This window comes from Nibribacter koreensis, from assembly GCF_039541795.1.
GTDB lineage: Bacteria > Bacteroidota > Bacteroidia > Cytophagales > Hymenobacteraceae > Nibribacter > Nibribacter koreensis.
The window spans coordinates 1,366,165-1,385,821 of the sequence record NZ_BAABGX010000001.1 but is presented as its reverse complement, the minus strand read 5'-3'; the positions used below and the strand labels follow the sequence as shown (position 1 = coordinate 1,385,821).

The window sequence follows — 19,657 nt, the reverse complement described above, 5'->3', positions numbered from 1 at the left end:
GACTCAAGGATTACTCAGCTTGTTCTGGGGCGTATTCTAGCAGGTCACCGGGCTGGCAATCCAGGGCTTTGCAAATGGCCTCTAGGGTAGAGAACCTAACGGCCTTGGCTTTGCCGGTTTTTAAAATAGAAAGGTTAGAAAGCGTCAGGTCTACTTTCTCAGAGAGCTCATTCAAGGACATCTTGCGCTTGGCCATCATCACATCCAGGTTTACAATTATGGGCATGGCTATACGGTCAGGTCGTTCTCATGCTGCAGGTCAACCCCCTTTTGGAAGATGCTGGCAATGATGTACAGGACGGCCGCCATTAAAATAAACGCTTGGCTGTCTGCCCAGAATGAGTTTAGGTTGTCCATCACGTAGCCGCGGTTTGCCAGGTTTTGAGCCGATTCTCTGGCAATGTAACTCACTAAGCCAATAGAAAAAGTGTAGTAACTAATCTGATTAATCTGGCCCGCCACCAGGCCGTTGAAGGGTTTAGCCAAGTCAAGCTTGGTTACCAGCATCACCACCACATAAAACAGATAGGCCTTGAGAAAGGCAATCACTAAGATAAAACTGTACATAGAAAAGTAAGCCCACTTACTGCGGGTATACACTAAGGATAAGTCTAACTTCTGATATAGGTTCTGGACGAATTCTGGTTTGATAAGACTAAATACAAAATTTACAAGCAAGGCGCCGGCTTCAATGCACAAGCCCACAAAGATGATCCAGGCCACAATCTGCAGGCCAGTGAAAAGGTAAGTTTTAGTTTCTGACATGGCTGTATTTGTTTGATTAATGATCCAAAGTAATAAAAATTTATTGTAAAACAATAAAAATGTATTGAAAATTAACCTGATATTAAAAATGTAACCATGAAGAAGAATGTTTAGTTGAACAAGTGTTTAAAAGAAGAAGCCGTTTTTAGCCTGATTTCTAGAAATCAGGCTAAAAACGGCTTCTTCTTTTGAGATTAAACTAGTAAGTGGCAGTTATTACTTGGGGAACACGCCAGAGAAAGTTATGCCTATGTTGTTGGCCGAGTAAGAGTTGCTGTACTTGTCTTTGTAGGTCATGGCGGTGTAAGACACGCCAATAAAGCTGTATGCCACTTCAAATATAGCACCGGTAGATCCCTTTAACTCAAAGTCCTGGCCAATGCCGTCTGTCTTAAAGGTGATGCTTTGATGAGAGGCTAGTCCCGCACCCAGGCGTATCTTGTCAGTGGCCATGAAGTTAGCGGTTAGATGCAAGGGAATACGGCTTAGGCGTATGTGCGCATTGTCTGCCTGGGTGGTCACGTATTTAAATCCCACGGTGGCGCGCAACAAAAACTTGTCCAGCTTTGGGAATTGAAACTGGCCCCCGGCATGGATGGAAACGCCTTGTCCGGCTGGAATAGACTGCGACTCGCCGTTGGTAAACTGTACCTCAGCTACCTTGTCGCCGCCAAACTCAAAAGAGGCACCCACCAGGAAACGTACCGGTAGGTAGGGCTTTGTGACCGTAGAGTCACTAGAGGTTTGGGCAAAAGCAGTGCTGAGTGCTACTACAAGTAGAACTGGGATGAGTAAAAGTTTTTTCATCGGGTTTAGGTGTGAAAAGAGTTGGGTTTTGTATTCTGTAAGCAGGGCGGGGGAAAGCAAAATAAAGGGTTTTCTTTCATCCAGTCAATCCTTTTGGCAGGACAAAGATTAAACTTTTGTGGTACTGCTATGCCTATGCTGTAGATAATAACCACTTGGCAGATAATGAAAAAAATTACCGGTGCTGGTCCAGTAAAATCATGTTTCCGTCAGGGTCTTGGAGCATGAGGCTGGCAGGGCCCGAAGCGTTTTCATCGGCTTCACTTAATAAGTCAAGGCCGGCGCTCTTTAATTTTTGCTGAATCTGGCGCACATCTTCAAACGATTCTAAATTTTGGGCATTCTCATCCCAACCGGGGTTGAAGGTTAAAATGTTGCCTTGAAACATGCCCTGGAACAGCCCGATGAGCGCGTTCCCGTTTTTCATGATGAGGTAGTTCTGCGGCATGCCGCCCGCAAAAACAGAAAACCCTAAGTTTTCATAGAACTGCTTAGAGGTTTGTAGGTCTTTAACATTCAGGCTAACAGAGAAGGCTCCTAGTTTCATATCGATTTATTTTTCTTGTGGCTTTACTGGTAAGACTGCTAGTGAACGGGATTTGGACGGAGTTTTAAAATACCCTCTTACAACTTCTCTTTAGGGCAAACATGGGCAACAAAACCCTACTACTCTGTAGATTTTCGTTGGCCGTTGATGGACATGACCTGGGCATTCGGTTTGAGGTTAATCTTATCCAGTTTCCGGATAGACCAGTCATGCACGCCTGTTAAATTACGCAGTGTCCAGTCAAACCCACGGAAGGCTTTCAGTAGCACAATGCCCGGCTCATTAGGGATGGATTTCCATTTGCCGGTGACTACTTTCCCATCCGTCAATTGCCAGCGGTAAGTCTTGTTGGCAAACACCTGTAGCTTTTCTGAGGCTTTATGGAGATAGTAGGTGTCTGTTTCTTTATTGCCTTTTACTTCATTGCTGTGGGCCTGTACTTCGCCTAACTGCCAATCACCTATAAACCAATTGGTCCAGAATGGCTTTCGTTGCAGCGTTACCACACCGCTCCATTCGTACCAGTCGTTCCCTAAGGCGTAGGCGTCTGGATCAATCAAATATTTTTTGTGGGAGTAGTCTACAGAAACCCTGCCGGTGGCCTCTTTTACGCCCACTTCTGCCACCACGCCGCGTCGCCAGCCCGTAGGCACCCAATACAGGATAGAGTCGCCCACGGCATAAGAACCAAACATAGGCCATTTGTTTGGTGCCAAAGGTGTAGGGGCTGGTTTGGGCTGCGGTTTTGGAGCTGGAACGGCCGTGTCTTCTTTTGGTTTATCAGGCTGGGGTTTGGGCTCAACCACCGGGGAAGGCTGCTTGCCTGCCATCTTTGCCTGAAGCAGGGCTTCAATATCCTTGGCGCCCACAGAGCGGGCTTTGTCTAGGGCAGTATAGTTCCACCAGTCTTTTAAGGAGGGGTCTGCGCCCTGGTCTAGCAAATACTTTACAACCTCAATCTTCCCGCTCCCGGCGGCGGCCATTAAGATGGTGGACTTGGTTTGCGGAGCAAGATAATGGATGTTGCCGCCCCCGGCCACAATGCTTTTCACCTCCTCTAAGTTGCCTTGGCTGGCTTCGCGGTACAGGGCGCCGTCTTTTAACTCCTGGTCATACTTAGCCCAAGGCCCCGTTTGAGCGTAGAGTGGTAGCGTGGTGCACAAGGCAGCGCAAAGGATTAGAATTCCCCATGTCGTTTTCATGAAGGAAATATATGATTTTTTGATTATAAAATTAAAATGATGTAAGAGCAGAATAAGCTAATTATTTCTTCAAAATGCCAATTTCTACGCTTTCATTAATCAGGCCTTCGGCGAAGTTCCAAATGGTGTCTGAGCCCTCCTTGATGACGCTCTTCTTCTCATACACTTTAGAATATTTAACCCCGAACTCTTGCCAGGTGCCGCCGTTATTGGAGGTGTTCTGAAGCAAAGGCGCTAAACGGTCCATGGCTCTGGCAAACTTCGCCTCATGCGTTTCACCGGCCTCAAACTCCTCCCATATGGCAATAAATTCATCTGCCTGCTCTTTGGGCAACATCCCGAAAATGCGGTTGGCCGCCAGCCGCTCCTCCTCTGTATTGGAATGACTTTTCTGGGTGTCATAAATGAATGTGTCCCTAGCATCAATCTCCACGATGTCATGTATCAACACCATTTTCAGGACCTTGAGCACATCTATTGGTTGGTTGGAATGCTCAGTCAGCACTAGAACCATGAGTGCCAAATGCCAGCTGTGCTCTGCGTCGTTCTCGTTCCGGTCACTGTTAAAGAGCTTTGTTTTGCGCTGGATGTACTTGACATTGTCTATCTCTTTGATAAACTCAATCTGTTTCAGTAATCTCTCGTTTAGCATTATAAAACCTTAAAAATGACTGTAATGTATATGGCGAAACGGCATTGTAAAAGCGACGGGTGTCAGCCAAGTTAACGGTTAATAGAATTATCAATATTGAATTACCTTCGTTAGCCCCATAGCTTTGCGTCAGACTCGCTTTTGGTAATACTTTACTAGCGGTTCTTTGCTTTTAACTCGCTTCTGCCTGTTGTTTGAGATTCTGTTTGTTACTCCGTTGCAGGCTTGGGCTTATATTCCGAATAGGTAATAAATGTTTCTCCATCGAAAAGGTAAAGGCCGGTTTCTCTCGTACCCACCCAAAGGTTTCCGGTTTTGTCCTCCAGGATTGACCAAACCCAAGGATTGGCTAGGCCATCTTTTGTTGTAAAACGAGTGAAGGTTTTACCGTCGTAACGGCTTAGTCCATCCGCTCCGCCAAACCATAGGTTCCCCTTTCTGTCTTCTACAATTCGAGTTACTTCGCCGGGCATGCCATCTTTTTCTGAAAAACTTGTAAATGATTTGCCGTCATACCGGTAGGCCCCACCCCAATTGCTAAACCAAATATTTCCGTTTTTGTCTTGCACTTGCGGCCAGCCCCAACTATGCGCCTTTGGCATTGGCCCATTTTGAAATAATTCAGTTAGTTTGAGGTTGGTTACAGATTTGCCATCGTACCGGTACACCCCTTCGTTGGTTCGTCCGCCAAACCAGATGTTACCTGCCTTATCTTCAAAAATCTGTTCAACCTTATCGTTACTGGTCAAAAAGCCATTTGCGCCCTCATCAATTATAAACAGAGTAAAGGTTTTGCCATCGTAGACATACACGCCGTCTATTGTCACGAACCACAGTTTTCCGCTTTTCGCTTGCATCATACTGGTCACCCGATGCGAGTCGTTATAGTAGGGGTTCTTGTTGGGAGGCAGGTTTTTGGGTAAAGGAATCTGGATTTTGGTAAATGTCTTACCGTCGTAAAGACAAAGTCCCGCTTTAGTGCCTATCCAGATGTTATCGTCTTTATCTTCCAAAAGGGAAGAAATATCATTACTGCTTAGCCCATCAGCCACTAAAAACTGGGTAAACGATTTTCCATCATATCTGTAAAGCCCGTTCTGTGTAGTCCCGAACCAAAGGTTCCCGGCTTTGTCTTGCAAACTACATTGAACGTTGCCATACCTGGGGTTGCCTATGGTCTTAATAAGTTTTGGATGGACACTAGCTGATAGAGTTGATTCACTTGCCTTTTCTCTTGGGACCTCTTTTTTGATTTGTCCGTTGCAGGCGGAGCAAAAAACTATGATTGTAAGAAAAGTAAAAACCTGCGTTGGTGAGAAATATTTTTTCATTGTTCAATTGTCATCGAGGCTTTTTATCTATTGTCGGTTTGAGTGTAGCTCTCAATGACCGCCAACGCCTCTGCTAAAAGCGTTTTAATGCTTTTTAGCTTTTGTTGACTGTTAGGGTTTTAATTTTTCTTCTTCTTTTAGAAGTTCAAGATATGGGTCTCCCTGCAATCCTAAAGCTTGAGCAAAAGCTGGTTCCGTTTTAAATCCTTGAACTTTAAGGTCCCTAATGGTTTGCCTGAACTGGTCTCCTCTGGAAAGAAGAAGATGGTTTTCTATGACCATGTGTCTGTAAGCATACTGCTCTTGCGAAGGCGTATTCTGTCCGAATATCTCAATCTCAAAGTTTTCAACTTTAAAGGTAGCGATTACGGTACGTTGCTCACGCACCATTTTATCAACTATTCGAAAGTCTTTATACCTGTTGAAACTTTTAGATAAGGTAACCTTGAATTCGTCGGAATGGTGCCAATAACAAATGATGTCTAAGTCACTGTTTTCTATATCAATATCTATCGGGATTGTCCCTGCCAAAATGGGAGAAAACGGTTGCAAATATTCTATTATAGAATAATGGGTGAGCACTTTATATGCTTCCTGTTGCTTTGGAGTTCCAGTCTTTAAATATTCTATAGTAGTGAAGTCCATTATTTATCCTTACCGCTAACGGCCTAGTACAAACAACGTGCGAGGCCGTCGGCCGAAGCATGATGTTTGCACATTGTTGGCACACGTATTTTTTTACGCTTAACCGTTACATTCTTGTAGCCATTTTAGTAATTTTTCTTTGTCATGGTAAATCCTGTACTTTTCAGGAACGATTCTGTTCATTAAGTCAATGACAGGGCTTATTTCTGGGTGGTAATAATTACTTAAATGGACTGATTTCTTTTTATCCTCTTTAGCAAGATATACCAATATTTGATTTCCATCATCTATGCAAGGGTTCTGGTAGTAATCCTTTAGACTGTCCAGATTCAATTCAGAAAGTTTTTTAAGATCTGGAGTAGTCTTGAGATGTTTAGCAAAGAGTATCGAATCTTTCTCACCTTCAACTTCACTTATGAAGGTTATCCTAAGTTCTTTTTCCGTAACCAAATATTGAAGCTGATAAGCCGCAGCAAAGTCGTATTTTTTAATTATAAGCTTAAAAGGGTTAAGCACAACAGTTTCAGAAATTGTCGATTCAGTTTTTGTTTCTGGATTGCAAGACGCAGAAATGAAAATCAACAACAGAAACAGATACTTTTTCATAATCTATATGTGTGCCAACTATCTGCTAAACGGAGTTATTCGGCTTATTAGTAATATACTTATAGTAAAACATCCGTTTACCCGACTAACGTGGGTTGGATAAACGGAACTTGACTGACTAATATACTATATATAAACTGGACTATTTTTGACCTCCAGTCGTTTTTGCCCTACTTCCCCCAAAACAGGCCAAAAACGCTTCTTTGCTAACCCAGCCAATCTATTCCCGTTTCCTGCAAAGAACCATTCTCTACCACTAGCGCCAAACACGCAAAAACCAGTATCTTTGCCTTAATGAAAATTGGAATCATCTTTGGTGGCCCGTCCCGGGAGCGCGAAATCTCTTTCGCCGGCGGTCGCACCGTCTACGATAACTTAGATAAGTCCCTGTTTGAGGCCGTTCCGGTGTTCGCCGACAGCCTGGGGAACTTCATTTTGCTGGATTGGAACTTCATCTACAAAGGCACCATCCGTGATTTTTATCCGCCGGTAGAAGTGGTTCCGGCCACTGAGCACGGCTTGCAGATGTACCTGGAGTCTTTGGGCCAGCTGTCTGAGGAAGAAATCAACGACATCGCCAATAGGGTAGGCCAGCGCATTCATCCGCACCAGTTTAAAGAGCTGTTTGACTTCGCGTTCCTGACCCTGCACGGCCCCTACGGCGAGGACGGAAGCATCCAGGGCTTGCTGGAGTGGTACGGCATCCCATATTCGGGTTCTGGTATTCTGCCGTCGGCCATTGGTATTGACAAGATTGCCCAGAAAGCCCTGTTGAAACAGCACGGCTTCGCGACGCCAGATTACCGTATTCTGTCACAGACCGAGTGGCATGCCACCCAGGACAAAGCCGCGTTGCTAGATAGCCTGGTGGCAGACTTGGGCTTGCCCTTGGTGATGAAAGCCCCGCACCAGGGTTCTTCCATTGGCGTGTCTATCATCAAAGAGAAAAACCTGCAGCTGTTTGAAGAAGCCATTGCGCGTAGCCTGTTCTCGCTCACCATCCAGAAACAGGATTGGCTGAGCAAGTCTGAAGCCCAGCAACTGAACTTCGTGAAAACGCTCACAGATATTAGAGAGGGCATAGGCCTGCCGGTGCAAACCGAAACCGGTGAACTCATCTATGCCCCTGAGGAACTGCTGAGCTTACTTTCAGGCTATTTTACAGAAAACGGCCCAGAATCGCTTACCCTCACCAATGTGGAGAGCGAAACGCAGGTGCTCATTGAAGCCTTCATCAACGGCCGTGAGTTCTCCTGCATTGTGGTACAAGACCAAACCGGGAAACCAATCGCACTTCCGCCCACTGAGATTAGAAAAGGCGGAGAGGTGTTTGACTACCGCTCTAAATATTTGCCGGGTTTAAGCCGGAAGATTACGCCTATAGATTTGCCTACTGAGCAGATACAGGAGATACGCCAACAATGCGAGCGCCTCTACACCAGCCTAGGCTTTAACGTCTATGCGCGTCTGGACGGCTTTATCACAGAGTCTGGCGAGATTTTCCTGAACGACCCCAACACTACCTCAGGTATGTTGCCGTCTTCCTTCTTCTTCCACCAGGCCGCCGAGATTGGTTTGAATCCGTCTCAGTTCCTGACTTACATCATCAGAACATCTCTAGCAGAGCGTATTAAGTCGGGTAAAAACACGGCCGCCTTGACGCGTACCTTGCAAGGTCTGGAGAAGCAGATGCATGATGAGCGCGCGCACCGCCATGACAAACTGCGCGTGGGCGTGATTATGGGCGGTTACTCCAGTGAGCGACATATCTCTGTGGAGAGTGGTCGTAACATCTATGAGAAGCTGTCTTCGTCTACCAAGTATGAGCCCATTCCCATTTTCTTGACCGGTGATGACCAGACGCACCAGCTGTACCAGATTCCTATCAACATTATGTTGAAGGACAACGCCGATGACATTAAGGAAAAGATTGATGCCTCTGAGGCGGGCGTGCCTGCGCACCAAGTTCTGGCCCAGATAGCCGAGTCTGCCTCTAGCATTACTAGCCTGTACGCCGGCAATACCTTAAAGAAACCCCAGCGCCTGACCTATGAGCAGTTGGCCGGTCTGGTAGATGCGGTGTTCATTGCCTTGCACGGCAGACCCGGCGAGGATGGCGTGTTGCAGTCTGAGCTTGAGAAATTCCATATCCCATACAACGGGTCTGGGATTCAGTCTAGCCAGGTGACCATCAATAAGTTTGAGACCAACAAGATTCTTCGTCAGAACGGCGTGCCGGTGGCAGACCACATGCTGGCCTTCAAGAAGGATTACCAGGAGAATCCAGAAGCCTTCTTCAACCAGATTGAGCAAAGCTTCCGGTATCCGTTTATTGCCAAGCCCGCAGATGATGGCTGTTCATCGGCGGTGAAGAAAATAAAGACCAGAGAAGAGCTGGAAGCCTTTGCCGAGCTCATATTTCGGAGCAACGTGGAGATTCCGGAAAGCCCGGCGCGGGTGCTGAACTTGAGCTTCAAGGAAGAAGTGCCCATGAAAGGCTATTTCTTAATTGAGAACCTCATCTCCAGAGAAGGCGCGAAGCATTTCCTGGAAATTACCGGCGGTCTGTTGACCAGTTACGGCCCAGACGGACGCGTGCAGTATGAGGTGTTTGAGGCTTCTGAGGCCCTGGCCGAAGGGGAGGTGTTGAGCCTGGAAGAAAAATTCCTGGCCGGCGAAGGTCAAAACATCACCCCGGCGCGTTATGCCAGAGACCAGAAAGAGCGTCAGCGCATTTCTGACCAGGTGAAACAGGACTTGAAGCGGGTAGCCGAGATTCTTAGAATTGAAGGCTACGCCCGTATAGATGCCTTTGTGCGTGTGCACCCAGACAACAGCGTGGAGACCATCATCATTGAGGTGAACTCCCTGCCAGGTATGACGCCGGCCACGTGCATCTTCCACCAGACCGCTATCAACGGCTATAAACCTTATGATTTCATTGACCGCATCCTGCAGTTTGGCATGGAGCGAACCAAAAAAGTAATCTCTTAGATGGCTAATTTCCTCAAAGCCCAGACCGCGGGCGATCTAGTGAAGCACCTGTTCATCATGTTGGTGTTGGTGCTGTTGCTGTTGTTCTTGTTTTTCTTTGTGTACCTGCCCAGCACCACCAACCACGGCGACACCATCACTGTGCCTAAAATCACGGGCATGACCGTTGACGAGCTGGAAGATTTCTTGGGCGACAAAGACCTGCGCTATTTTGTGAGCGACTCAACTTACCAGCAGGGCGTGGCCCCGTTCTCGGTGGTGACTCAAGACCCCAAGCCGGGCGAGAAAGTGAAGTCGGGCCGCAAGATTTACATCAGCATCAACATGAAGAACCCGCCACTCATCAAAATGCCCAAGCTGATTGACGGCTCGGTGAAGAACGCGGAGATGATTCTGAAAAGCTATGACTTGCTTCTGGGCGAAATCAAATACGTGCCAGACTTGGCTGAAAACGCCGTCTTGAAGCAGTTTGTGAACGGCCGCGAGATTAAGCCCGGCGAGCCCGTGGCCAAAGGCTCCCGCGTGGACCTGGAAGTAGGAAACGGCCTGGGCAACGAAGAACTGGAAGTACCTGACTTATTAGGTATGCCACTAGACGAAGCAACAATCCTGATAACCGGTCAGAACCTGCAGATGGGAACCGTTATTTACATGGCAGCCCCTAACGGAGAACCAGACGGCACCGTATTGAAGCAACGCCCTGTACCCGGCGAAGGCGCCATGATTAGAACTGGCCAACTGATTGACCTCTGGGTAGCTGGTCCGCAACCGGTAGCGCCAGTGCAGTAGTAGACACAAGACGCAAGACATAAGATACAAGACTTTTGCGTTTCCCGTTTTTGGCTTGTTTTCTGGAAAATAGGCCAAAAACGAATAGTTGACTCAGAAAGTATTAGGCTGGAAATGACGGTGTTGTAGAGGATTATATCATAGTAATCTGAGTATTTACCGCCGCCATTGTTGGTGTTATCACCAACAATCCAGATTCTAAAACGCTAACAAACTTGTTGGCAAAATAAGGTCTATTACCAAAGCGTTAGAGAAAGCAGACATACTTAAAGAAACCTATGCGTAGAGGACTGATGCTTGTGGTGGGATTGTGTTTAGGGTGGCAAGCCCAGGCACAGATTTTATCTCCCCTCACGCAACAGTCCTCGCTTGTTTCAAGTCCTCCTAGTAAGGGCGGGGCAGGAGCCATCCCGCTGCCTTTGGCCTCAGGTGACACGCTTGCATTGCCGTTCTTTGACGATTTCTCCAAAGGCGAAGGTGAGCCAGACCCCGCCCGCTGGGTAAACCGCGGCGGCGTGGCCGTCACCAACCGATACGCGAAGAACGCGCCCACCATCTTCTCCGCCACCTTTGACGGACTTAAAGCCGACGGCCAATCCTACGGGGGCACCAATGCCGTAGGCCCCACGGACACGCTCATTTCCAAACCACTTTACTTAGGCAAGCTAGCTCCTAAAGATTCATTATATCTGAGTTTCTTCTGGCAGGCGGGTGGCTTTCTGGATGCGCCTAATTTCTCCAGTGGTACGCTCTATTCTCTGCAATTGGAATTCAAGCAAGCCAACGGCACCTGGGCCACCGTCTGGACGCAGAAAGGCAACGGGCGTAGCACTGACTTTGCTGCAGTCATGCAGGCCATTAAGGAACCAGCTTACTTCTTTGACGGATTCCAGTTCAGGTGGGTGAGCAGCGGTAGTCAAGGCGGCTTGCGCGATGTCTGGCACCTGGACTATGTGCAACTAAACCAGAGCCGCCGCAACGGCGATTTGAGTAACCTGGACGTGGCGTTGACGCAGCAGATGCCTTCGTTGCTGAGGCGCTATACGGCCATGCCCATCTGGCAATTCTTGGTGAACCCGGCAGGGGAGACCAGAACCGAATTAGGCTCCACCATCAGAAACCTGAGCGCCTTGCCCGCGGCCATCAGTTGGCGGGGATTAACCAAAAATCTAACCACCCAGGCAGTAGACACGTTTTTGAAGGCCAGTGCGCCCATCAACGCCAATGCCACGCTGGCCATTCAAGGCGCGCCCTCTGCTTCGTTCTTAAGTAGCCAGAGCTTGCCTTACTCGTTGCAGACCACGCTCTTCCTGACCACCAAGGAGCCTAACCGGCTCACGCTCTACAATGACACGCTGCGCCGCGAGACGCACCTGCAGGACTTCTACGCCTATGATGATGGCACGGCAGAGGCGGGCTTCAGTTTTCCGTCCAGCAATGCCGTGCAGATTGCCTATCAGTTTGAGTTGAATAAGCCAGATAGGATAGATGCCGTACGGATATACTTCACTGGGAACAATTCGCCGGGGACGGTTTTATCCTTGCGGCTCTGGCGCGATGCAAACGGCAAGCCAGCTGAACAGTCCTTCTATGAGCAGACGTTCACTGTGCCGGCCGCTTCGGGGTTGAACCAATGGCTGGAGATTGCCTTGACGCAGCAACAGCAAGTGAACGGGAGGTTTTATGTAGGGTATCGTCAACCGAACGGGTCCACCTTCGTGAACGTGGGTTATGATCTGAATGAAAATGCCGAGGGAAAAATCTTCTTCACCAATGGCACCTCGGTCTGGGAAGGCTTGACCAATTTCACCGGTGCCTTGCTCATACGTCCGGTAGTATCTGGCACAGTGACCAGCAGTTTAGAGGAAGAAGAGCTATTAAGTAAAAGTTGGGTGTATCCTAATCCAAGCGCGGGGCAGCTCACCTTTGCCCAGAACTTTGAGCGGGTAGAAATCTATTCTTTGACGGGGCAGAAATTACAAACCTTGCATCAGGTAAAACAAGGTCAGCCGGTACGTGTACAACATCTAACCAATGGCGTATATTTGCTGAAAGGCTATTCCAAAGACAAAGTCAAAACCACTAAACTCATTCTACAGCTATGATAGTAACTGACATAACCGCCGCTGAACTAAAGCAACGCCTGGCCAACAATGAAACGCCTATTCTCTTAGACGTACGCGAGCCTTGGGAGCATGAAGAGCAGAGCATTGCTGGCTCTCAGTTGATTCCCTTGGGCACTCTGCCAGAGCGCATCTCTGATTTGGAAGAGTACAAGGACCAGGAAATCCTGATCCATTGCCGCTCAGGCGCGCGTTCGGCCACGGCCCAAGCCATACTCAAGCAACAAGGCTTCACCAACGTGCGCAACGTGTTAGGCGGCATCATCGCCTACAACGAAGCCAAGTAAGTAGCTAAGTTTTAAATTATGAATCCCCGTTTTTGGGCTGTTTTCTAGAAAACAGCCCAAAAACGGGGATTTGCTATTGGGGCTAAGGTGGTAGGTTTTCTATAACTATTTAACGCATTTTACTTTGACAAAGGGCTCAGGTGAGATGTTCTCACTTTGAGATTCATTCTAAGGCCTTTCACGTCCTTGCGCCAAATCTCCACATGGTTGTCGTATAAACGTTCTTCCTTCAGGGTGCCGTCTGGATGGTAGACTTTCATGATCCCATTAAATTTGCCGTTTTTATTATTTAGCTCAAATTCTTTTTGACCATTTTCAAAATATCTTTCCACCATCCCATTTGCAACGCCATCTGTATAATGCATCACTTTGTGCCGCTTGCCATTTGGGAAATACTCAATGACTGCCCCATGCGGCTCACCATTTCTAGCTGAGGCTACCATTATGGTATCGCCGTTTTCCTGAAGTTCCAAGAATGTACTGTCCCTCTTTCCATCTTTTGTGTAATGAACGCCATGGAGCTTTCCATTCTCGTAAAATTCTGACATTTTATACAGACTGACTCCATCCAGCAGCTGTGTTTTGGTTTTAATGGCACCGCCAGGATAATAGTCTATCTTCTCTTGCGCAGCGCTTTCTTTTCGTTCTCCGTTACAAGCGCACAGGGCAATAATTAATAAAAAGGCGAAAAAGGTTTTAGTAAGCACCTGCATAGTAGAGGTTTCCTTGCACATATGATTCATGATTCGTTTTTGGACTGTTTTCCAGAAAACAGTCCAAAAACGAGGCAAGCCATCTTCAAATTTCCAAATCTTTGCATCCTCAAATCTTAAAATTCAACTTGCACATTAGCACATTAGCACATTAAATCAGTCAATGAGAAAAGGAGCGGGGCTAAAGCAAAGCACAAATATGATTAAGGCCAGCCAGCCCAGCCATTTCCGTGAGGTGCTCAAAGGGCGCTCGTCGGGGCAGGGAGGGTGGAAGACGCCCATGAACTTAGCCAGAATCAGCCCGAAGACCAACCAACCGTTATAGCCTTGCACATCTGGGAAGAAGACAGCCAGCGTTACATGGCCCAAAAACACGCCGGCCACCAGGAAGAGGCTCTGCCTAAGCTCAGGGAATAAGGGCTTGAACACAATCACCAGATAGGCCAGATAGCCGCCCCACATCCAGTAGCTTTCCTCTAAAGGAATACTGGCCGGAATAAGTCCCATGCCCGCATAGAAGATAAAAATAGCGAAGAGCAGAGGAGATAGCCTGTTAAACCGCTCGTAGCCCAGCAATCCGTACATAATGTGCCCACCGTCCAACTGCCCTATGGGAAGTAGGTTCAACGCCGTAAAGAATAGGGCCAAAAACCCGGCAAACAGATAGGGGTAATGCATGAGTTCATACCGGTTGGGCAAAAGGGCCGGGTCTGCCACCACGCGCTCAAAAAATATAAACAACAGGTTACGGCCCAAAGACATATTGCCGCCCTGCTGGTACACATAATCTGCGTACTTGCTGCCAAACACCATGTACTCAGGATGAATGGTGTAGATGTGCTCTGGCGGCGGCAAATGGGTAAACCCATACCACAATAAGGGCAAGGCCACCGCAAAACCCGCCAAAGGACCGGCAATGCCAATGTCAAAAAACTCCTTTCTAGAGAAGATGCGGTCCTTGATTTTAATGAAGGCTCCCATAGTGCCAATGCTGGAGGCAATGCCCAAAAACAAAGGAATGTAATAGGGTAGCGTGACTTTTACCTTGTAGTACCTGGCCGTGAAGTAGTGGCCAAACTCATGCACCGTCAAGACACCTAGAAACGGCAGAGAAAACGCCAAACCCTGCAGCAGTTGCGTGCGCGTAAAAGCCCCACCCCAGCTAAAGCCTTCGGCGTCAAAAAAGAAAAGCCTACCCGTTTGCCACTCTGCGCCTGCCAGGGTGGTAGTAACCAGCGTGACAATAAAGAGCAGAATCTGCAGTACTACCTTACCCTTCATGGGCAGGCAGAGCTTCGGTCAAGGCTTGGTTAATTGTCAAAGGCGGCGCCAGGTGCAAGGTCTGGATGCCTAGCTTTTGGGCACTTTCTATGTGTTGTATGCTGTCATCAATGAACAATGTCTCCTCGCGCTTTAGACCGTTCTCTGCCAGGATCTGCTCAAAGACGGCGGCGTCTGGCTTGCGCTTGCCCACCAGATGCGAGTAATATACCTGGTCAAACAAACTATCCAGGCTGGGCATCTGGAAACTCTGGGCTATAATTTCATTAAAGGCCAGCATATGAATGGCGTTGGTGTTACTGAGCAGAAACAGCTTGTATTTCTTGCCTAACTCCCGCAAAAGCTCAATTCTTTCTGCCGGAATATCTAAAAGCATGGCGTTCCAGGCTTCGTCAATCTGAGCATCGGTGGCCTCCATGTTGTACTCCTGGCGCAGCATCTGCCTGAAGGCCTCTGAAGAAATCTGGCCCATCTCATACTGGTCAAAGAGTTCAGACTGAGCTTTTTGGCTGAAGGCTACCTGGTCATTAGCCTTGCTGAAGGCGCGCAGGGCATCGGTGCTTTTGGCGTAGTCCAGGTTGATGATGACCCCGCCCAAGTCGAAGATGATATTTTTTATTGAAGAAAAGTCCACGGAGAGAGTACGTTTTGTTTTGATTTCTAACGTACAAATTTGTAAAATTGCACTCCCAAATCAAAGAACTGGTTTGGACGGGCCTATAGCTCATTCGGTTAGAGCAACTGACTCATAATCAGTAGGTGCTTGGTTCGATTCCAAGTGGGCCCACCTGGAAGTCAGCCACTTACGAGGTAAAACTTGTAGGTGGCTTTTTTATTTGCAAACAATTTGAGAAACTAATGGTTAGTATTTCTACTACCGATTGTGGAATTAATGGCCTTTAACATTACCCTCTGAACTATTTTAAAAGGCATTACTTAAATGTTTTTGGTAGCAAAGTGACTTTACTTTCCTCTTAACGGCTATCAGTTGGTGTTAAAAGTTTAAGTAAGGAATTTTCTTTAGTGTTCATCAACCATTCTTCTATTTCCTTTCCAAGATATGTTTGCCACTCCTTGATAGAATTTCCCACACTTAAAGATAAGACTGAACATTCTTTTTCAGTCTCAGCCCCATGACTTGGATGAAGATAACGACCACTGATTTTGGTTAATTCACTACCAGGATAAACTAAAGCAACTCTTTGGGCTTGGTAATATTCATGATACACGTACAACTGCCTAAGATCATCTGGCGAAGGGTTGTAGCCGTTCAGGTTTTTCCATTTGGTGTCTAGCACCGCATAGTTTTCTCCGTCCCGCTTTATTAAAATATCTGGCCTAATGGAGGATTGGTTGCCGTTCTGGGGCTTCCAGAAATACTTGGTAGTTTGGGCGGTGGCCGTAAAAGCTGACTGGTTCTTGTAGAAGTACTTCTTGAGTGTCACAAAAATAAAGGTCTCCCAAAGAAGGTTCATATCAAAGAGGAGTGCCAATACATGGTTTTTGCCTCTGGCTACATCTGGATGGTAGTTTAAAAGTAGCAGACGGGCAATTTCTATAGCTTTGCGGTAAGGCTCGGACTTACGGTTATAGACTAATTTATTAAATGTAGCCTCAGTAACATTTAACTCTGGTACCTCTGGGAAATTTAATAGCAAGGTCCCAATTCTGCTATGCAGGCTGGCATTGCTGTTAATCTGCTCTAGTAACTTTATTGTCTTATAAAGAATAGAATGCCACAGGTGTACTACATCATAGGTGGTGTACTGTACATAAAACCGTTCCTGATGAGTGAGGTTCTGCTGCAGATGCTTGCCAAATTTGAGATTGCCTTTCAGGGCGGTGGTGTTGCCTTCTACTTTCCTGTATTTCTTAATCAAGCCTCGGTGAAGGAGATATTCAGCTTCCTTCAGGAAGAGCTCAAAATAGAGATCAAGAATAGAATTGCTTTTTAAATTCAGGGAGGAGCTGGTAGGGGCAGATACTTCAAACATGCCCACAGCCATCAGCATGTCTAAAAGCATTTTCCGCCAAAGCTCTTGTGTGCTAGGGCTTTCTCCCTGCTTCTTATCAGCTTTTGGTAAGATTTCAATGGTAGTATCCCCAATCTGAATGACCCCCACATACTCGTTGAGCTTAACCCCTTGGTAAATGAGCGAATAATAAGGCACTCCCTGCTCTCCATAGAAGGCTTGGAGCGCCTTCAGTTGAGAGGGAGTCAAAGGTGCGCGACCCTTACCCAGTCGCAAACTTTCATGCTCAAAGACAGTGATAGGGGGTTTGACAGCCATTCTTATTTTCTTAATAAAGTGTTGATGGCAGTAATGAAATCATCATCTGAAAGTAAGCAGACGTTTTTTAGCCTATAGACCGGACGGTTGCTGAAATCACTGCTTTCATAATCATCAAAATCTGCGAAAAGAGTATTTGGGTTTTGGTTCTGCAGTCCATCTTTTTCAAAGAACTCTTTACCCAGCACTAGACCAATTTTACCAAAGTCCCCGAAGAAGTATTCCTGCAACAAGGGGTTAATCTTATTTTGAAAAATTGCTTTAAGACTTTCTAAATCTGCCACGGTCATAAAGTAACTATGACCAATAAGATGGTCTTTGTTTAGTAGCTTTTCTATGCGCTTGTTAATAGTGCTTAGGAGGTTTGTTAAATCAATACCAATCAAAGTGCCGCTTTCTGCACTTAGCCTACCTTCAGTTTTAATGAGTTCAGGACGGGGAGGCATTTCATAAAAGCTAAACCGGCGGCGTAAAGCAGTGTCTAAAGCCTCAACGCTACGGTCTGCGGTGTTCATGGTGCCAATGATGAAGAGGTTGGCGGGGACTCCAAACTTCACTTTGCTGTAAGGTAAGGTTACTTCCAAAGCTTCTTCTTGCCCCAGCCGTTTATCTTCTTCTATAAGGGTAATAAGTTCTCCGAAGATTTGGGAGACGTTGCCACGGTTTATTTCATCAATGATGAGGACGAAATTTTTTGGGGTTTCTGATTCAGCTGGCTTATAATGGTACTTGTCTTTTAGGTGGTTTACTATTCCATTAAAGTAGCCTTCCCACCCTATGAATTTTGGCTCTCCGTTAATTTGTTTCTGGATATTTTCTTTCGTGAGGACTCCCTGTTTTTCTTTTGATGGACCGGTGTGGAGTGAAAGGTTGTCATTGGAGTTAAGGGAAACGGAAAATGGCCTGCCTGTATGAGTTTTCAATTCAAGAAGTTGCCCGTCATTCTTAGACAAGTCCATCTTTAAGTTCTCATAAGCATTGGTAAAGTCTACCTGATTGGGAGTTCTGGCAGCACTGCATATTTCTTTGAAGATGCCTGGTTTGACAACATAAGTGACCTTGCCATCCAATGTCTCAGGTTTTATACCTTCAATAAAATCTTCATAACTCATGCTTTGGTGAAAGGTGGTAAAAACAATTTGTCCAGAAGCTACTCGCTCATCAAATTCGACTTTGAGTTCTCTTCTAGTTTTTCCTTCCACTGGCACACCACAAATTTCTAACGCCTTATTGATTGTGTGGTATGTTTTGCCGGTGCCGGGCGGGCCAAACAAAATCTGATTTAGGGGATAGTTTTGATGAGCTATGTTTGCTTCCCGTTTCTTTTCTATCAATGTCGTTTCTTCCGGAGTTGCTGTAAGGAAGTTGGCTCTGTAAGACTTGTCAAACATAACCCTTCTGAAGATTGGATTGTCATATTCTTTGGGCTGAAGGTGGTCATTGCGCTGTAATTCATTTTGGACCGCTCCTTTAATCGCATCATAATGCTGTTGGACCACCGGGGCAGAAGTGTACTTTATCCAAGCAGGGTTTCCAGCTCCGTTAAACGAGGAAACCTCTGCCCCCGCCACTGAGTAGTTCTCAGGGGCTATGAAGGAAAACTTACCATTGCTTAGGTTTAGGCAATACCTTCTTCCTATATGAAAGCTTAACTGCCCAGACTTAGCACTGAACACCAGATTTGTGTTATCTATAATGGCCAAGTCTTCTATCAGGTTGTCAAGCGTCTGGAAATAGACCTTAAGGTCAGCTGGGTTATTTTTATTTAGTTGCCTGCTAAACTCCCTTTCTGCTTCCTCAGTGCTTTTTTCCAGCATTCTGTATAAGATATCCTGGGCTAATATTTTATGTTGCTTGTCTGGGTAAGCATCAAAAGGTAAAAGGGCCTCTACTGATTCAATCAGGTCTCTGTCTGGCTCAATGTATTCCTCTATAAATGTGTTTACCAGCTCAAGATAATGGATGTATTTCTCACCAGATGCTTTCGGTTTTATGCCTAGTAGTTTGCAATACTTTTGATAGACAGAATCTTTGTATAAAGCATACTTGTCTGGGTTGTAATAGGCAAGCAAGGTGGCCATGGTCCTCTCATCATGGTGATGCGATATTTTCTCATTTGGGATTAGTTCACGATAGAGCTTAAGCGTCTCATTAGTGAAAAATTTCATCCGGTCTGCCAGGGGCAGGCTTTCATCAAGAAAGGTTCTGAAACATTCCCGGTAGGGCTCAGGTCTGTCCTTGGCCAAATGAACCATTACTCCATTACCTAATCCATACATTAGGTTAGAATATTTAATGCTTTTGATTTCCTCTGTGAAGTTAGGAGCATCAAGATTGGGCCTTCCTTTAAACTCCTGGATTAAGCGCCATTTATAAATCTCCTCAGACAGCTGAGTCTCTTGAAGATACTCTTTGTAATTGGCAATTAATGATTTGATAGAATCTGACATGAAATAGATGATTGATTTTTAGAGAAAGCTAACGAGTGCTATAAGTGCTAATGCAACTAAACTTAAATAAATAAAACCAAAACAGCCTTATGCCTTCATTGATAAGCCTAATCAATTCATTAGTGGCGTTTTTGGCCTGTTTTAGGGATTTAAGCCAAAAACAAGAAATGTGCA

18 protein-coding genes and 1 tRNA gene are annotated in these 19,657 nt (G+C 46.3%); 5 read left to right on the top strand and 14 right to left on the bottom strand.

Annotated elements, in window-relative coordinates:
• Positions 1-10 precede the first annotated feature (10 nt).
• The 9 genes from ABD880_RS05970 to ABD880_RS05930 form a co-directional block, all read right to left on the bottom strand.
• A complete protein-coding gene (locus ABD880_RS05970; RefSeq protein WP_345163541.1) occupies positions 11-226 on the bottom strand; it encodes a helix-turn-helix domain-containing protein in 216 nt (71 codons plus the stop codon).
• 2 nt (positions 227-228) lie between these two features.
• Complete coding sequence (locus tag ABD880_RS05965) at positions 229-765, bottom strand: DUF2975 domain-containing protein (protein WP_345163538.1); 537 nt, start codon at positions 763-765, stop codon at positions 229-231.
• Between the two features lie 216 nt (positions 766-981).
• Positions 982-1,572 carry a hypothetical protein gene (locus tag ABD880_RS05960; protein WP_345163535.1) on the bottom strand — a complete coding sequence of 197 codons (591 nt, stop codon included), beginning with the start codon at positions 1,570-1,572 and terminating at the stop codon, positions 982-984.
• Between the two features lie 175 nt (positions 1,573-1,747).
• Positions 1,748-2,119, bottom strand: a complete 372-nt coding sequence (locus ABD880_RS05955) for a VOC family protein (RefSeq protein WP_345163531.1) — start codon at positions 2,117-2,119, stop codon at positions 1,748-1,750.
• A 119-nt stretch (positions 2,120-2,238) separates the two neighbouring features.
• The gene (locus ABD880_RS05950; RefSeq protein WP_345163528.1) at positions 2,239-3,321 is read right to left on the bottom strand and encodes an ankyrin repeat domain-containing protein; all 1,083 of its coding nucleotides are present in this window, start codon (positions 3,319-3,321) and stop codon (positions 2,239-2,241) included.
• A gap of 61 nt (positions 3,322-3,382) precedes the next feature.
• Entirely contained in the window at positions 3,383-3,973 is a 591-nt protein-coding gene (locus tag ABD880_RS05945; RefSeq protein WP_345163526.1) for an HD domain-containing protein, read from the bottom strand.
• A 209-nt stretch (positions 3,974-4,182) separates the two neighbouring features.
• Complete coding sequence (locus ABD880_RS05940; RefSeq protein ID WP_345163523.1) at positions 4,183-5,304, bottom strand: ligand-binding sensor domain-containing protein; 1,122 nt, start codon at positions 5,302-5,304, stop codon at positions 4,183-4,185.
• Between the two features lie 111 nt (positions 5,305-5,415).
• A complete protein-coding gene (locus ABD880_RS05935; RefSeq protein ID WP_345163520.1) occupies positions 5,416-5,949 on the bottom strand; it encodes a DUF4269 domain-containing protein in 534 nt (177 codons plus the stop codon).
• 99 nt (positions 5,950-6,048) lie between these two features.
• Positions 6,049-6,555, bottom strand: a complete 507-nt coding sequence (locus ABD880_RS05930) for a hypothetical protein (RefSeq protein WP_345163517.1) — start codon at positions 6,553-6,555, stop codon at positions 6,049-6,051.
• Between the two features lie 294 nt (positions 6,556-6,849).
• On the opposite strand from ABD880_RS05930, the gene ABD880_RS05925 reads away from it, so the two are divergent.
• The 4 genes from ABD880_RS05925 to ABD880_RS05910 all read left to right on the top strand — a co-directional run bounded on the left by ABD880_RS05925 (position 6,850) and on the right by ABD880_RS05910 (position 12,748).
• The gene (locus ABD880_RS05925; protein WP_345163514.1) at positions 6,850-9,549 is read left to right on the top strand and encodes a D-alanine--D-alanine ligase family protein; all 2,700 of its coding nucleotides are present in this window, start codon (positions 6,850-6,852) and stop codon (positions 9,547-9,549) included.
• Positions 9,550-10,338 carry a PASTA domain-containing protein gene (locus ABD880_RS05920; protein WP_066512195.1) on the top strand — a complete coding sequence of 263 codons (789 nt, stop codon included), beginning with the start codon at positions 9,550-9,552 and terminating at the stop codon, positions 10,336-10,338.
• Positions 10,339-10,616: 278 nt separating this feature from the next.
• Complete coding sequence (locus ABD880_RS05915; protein WP_345163507.1) at positions 10,617-12,443, top strand: T9SS type A sorting domain-containing protein; 1,827 nt, start codon at positions 10,617-10,619, stop codon at positions 12,441-12,443.
• The gene (locus ABD880_RS05910; RefSeq protein WP_345163504.1) at positions 12,440-12,748 is read left to right on the top strand and encodes a rhodanese-like domain-containing protein; all 309 of its coding nucleotides are present in this window, start codon (positions 12,440-12,442) and stop codon (positions 12,746-12,748) included. Before ABD880_RS05915 ends, ABD880_RS05910 begins: the two co-directional genes overlap by 4 nt.
• A 119-nt stretch (positions 12,749-12,867) precedes the next feature.
• Here ABD880_RS05910 and ABD880_RS05905 read toward each other — a convergent pair whose 3' ends face one another.
• The 3 genes from ABD880_RS05905 to ABD880_RS05895 form a co-directional block, all read right to left on the bottom strand.
• Positions 12,868-13,482, bottom strand: coding sequence for a toxin-antitoxin system YwqK family antitoxin (locus ABD880_RS05905; protein WP_345163501.1), 615 nt, complete (start codon positions 13,480-13,482; stop codon positions 12,868-12,870).
• Positions 13,483-13,617: 135 nt separating this feature from the next.
• Entirely contained in the window at positions 13,618-14,742 is a 1,125-nt protein-coding gene (locus ABD880_RS05900) for a site-2 protease family protein (RefSeq protein WP_345163499.1), read from the bottom strand.
• Positions 14,732-15,376, bottom strand: a complete 645-nt coding sequence (locus tag ABD880_RS05895; RefSeq protein ID WP_345163496.1) for an HAD family hydrolase — start codon at positions 15,374-15,376, stop codon at positions 14,732-14,734. Before ABD880_RS05895 ends, ABD880_RS05900 begins: the two co-directional genes overlap by 11 nt.
• Positions 15,377-15,455: 79 nt before the next feature.
• Between ABD880_RS05895 and ABD880_RS05890 the strand changes: the two genes are divergently transcribed.
• A tRNA-Ile gene (locus ABD880_RS05890) sits at positions 15,456-15,529 on the top strand.
• Positions 15,530-15,716: 187 nt separating this feature from the next.
• On the opposite strand, the gene ABD880_RS05885 is transcribed toward ABD880_RS05890, so the two are convergent.
• Together ABD880_RS05885 and ABD880_RS05880 are read right to left on the bottom strand one after the other, a co-directional pair.
• A complete protein-coding gene (locus ABD880_RS05885) occupies positions 15,717-16,913 on the bottom strand; it encodes an McrC family protein (RefSeq protein ID WP_345163493.1) in 1,197 nt (398 codons plus the stop codon).
• Between the two features lie 122 nt (positions 16,914-17,035).
• Positions 17,036-19,483, bottom strand: a complete 2,448-nt coding sequence (locus ABD880_RS05880) for an McrB family protein (protein WP_345163491.1) — start codon at positions 19,481-19,483, stop codon at positions 17,036-17,038.
• Between the last annotated feature and the right edge of the window lie 174 nt (positions 19,484-19,657).

Coding starts and splice junctions, on each gene's coding strand:
- ABD880_RS05950 (WP_345163528.1), bottom strand. CDS start 3,321: ATGAAAACGACATGGGGAATTCTAATCCTTTGCGCTGCCTTGTGCACC.
- ABD880_RS05905 (WP_345163501.1), bottom strand. CDS start 13,482: ATGTGCAAGGAAACCTCTACTATGCAGGTGCTTACTAAAACCTTTTTC.
- ABD880_RS05955 (WP_345163531.1), bottom strand. CDS start 2,119: ATGAAACTAGGAGCCTTCTCTGTTAGCCTGAATGTTAAAGACCTACAA.
- ABD880_RS05925 (WP_345163514.1), top strand. CDS start 6,850: ATGAAAATTGGAATCATCTTTGGTGGCCCGTCCCGGGAGCGCGAAATC.
- ABD880_RS05965 (WP_345163538.1), bottom strand. CDS start 765: ATGTCAGAAACTAAAACTTACCTTTTCACTGGCCTGCAGATTGTGGCC.
- ABD880_RS05930 (WP_345163517.1), bottom strand. CDS start 6,555: ATGAAAAAGTATCTGTTTCTGTTGTTGATTTTCATTTCTGCGTCTTGC.
- ABD880_RS05935 (WP_345163520.1), bottom strand. CDS start 5,949: ATGGACTTCACTACTATAGAATATTTAAAGACTGGAACTCCAAAGCAA.
- ABD880_RS05960 (WP_345163535.1), bottom strand. CDS start 1,572: ATGAAAAAACTTTTACTCATCCCAGTTCTACTTGTAGTAGCACTCAGC.
- ABD880_RS05910 (WP_345163504.1), top strand. CDS start 12,440: ATGATAGTAACTGACATAACCGCCGCTGAACTAAAGCAACGCCTGGCC.
- ABD880_RS05940 (WP_345163523.1), bottom strand. CDS start 5,304: ATGAAAAAATATTTCTCACCAACGCAGGTTTTTACTTTTCTTACAATC.
- ABD880_RS05915 (WP_345163507.1), top strand. CDS start 10,617: ATGCGTAGAGGACTGATGCTTGTGGTGGGATTGTGTTTAGGGTGGCAA.
- ABD880_RS05900 (WP_345163499.1), bottom strand. CDS start 14,742: ATGAAGGGTAAGGTAGTACTGCAGATTCTGCTCTTTATTGTCACGCTG.
- ABD880_RS05880 (WP_345163491.1), bottom strand. CDS start 19,483: ATGTCAGATTCTATCAAATCATTAATTGCCAATTACAAAGAGTATCTT.
- ABD880_RS05945 (WP_345163526.1), bottom strand. CDS start 3,973: ATGCTAAACGAGAGATTACTGAAACAGATTGAGTTTATCAAAGAGATA.
- ABD880_RS05970 (WP_345163541.1), bottom strand. CDS start 226: ATGCCCATAATTGTAAACCTGGATGTGATGATGGCCAAGCGCAAGATG.
- ABD880_RS05920 (WP_066512195.1), top strand. CDS start 9,550: ATGGCTAATTTCCTCAAAGCCCAGACCGCGGGCGATCTAGTGAAGCAC.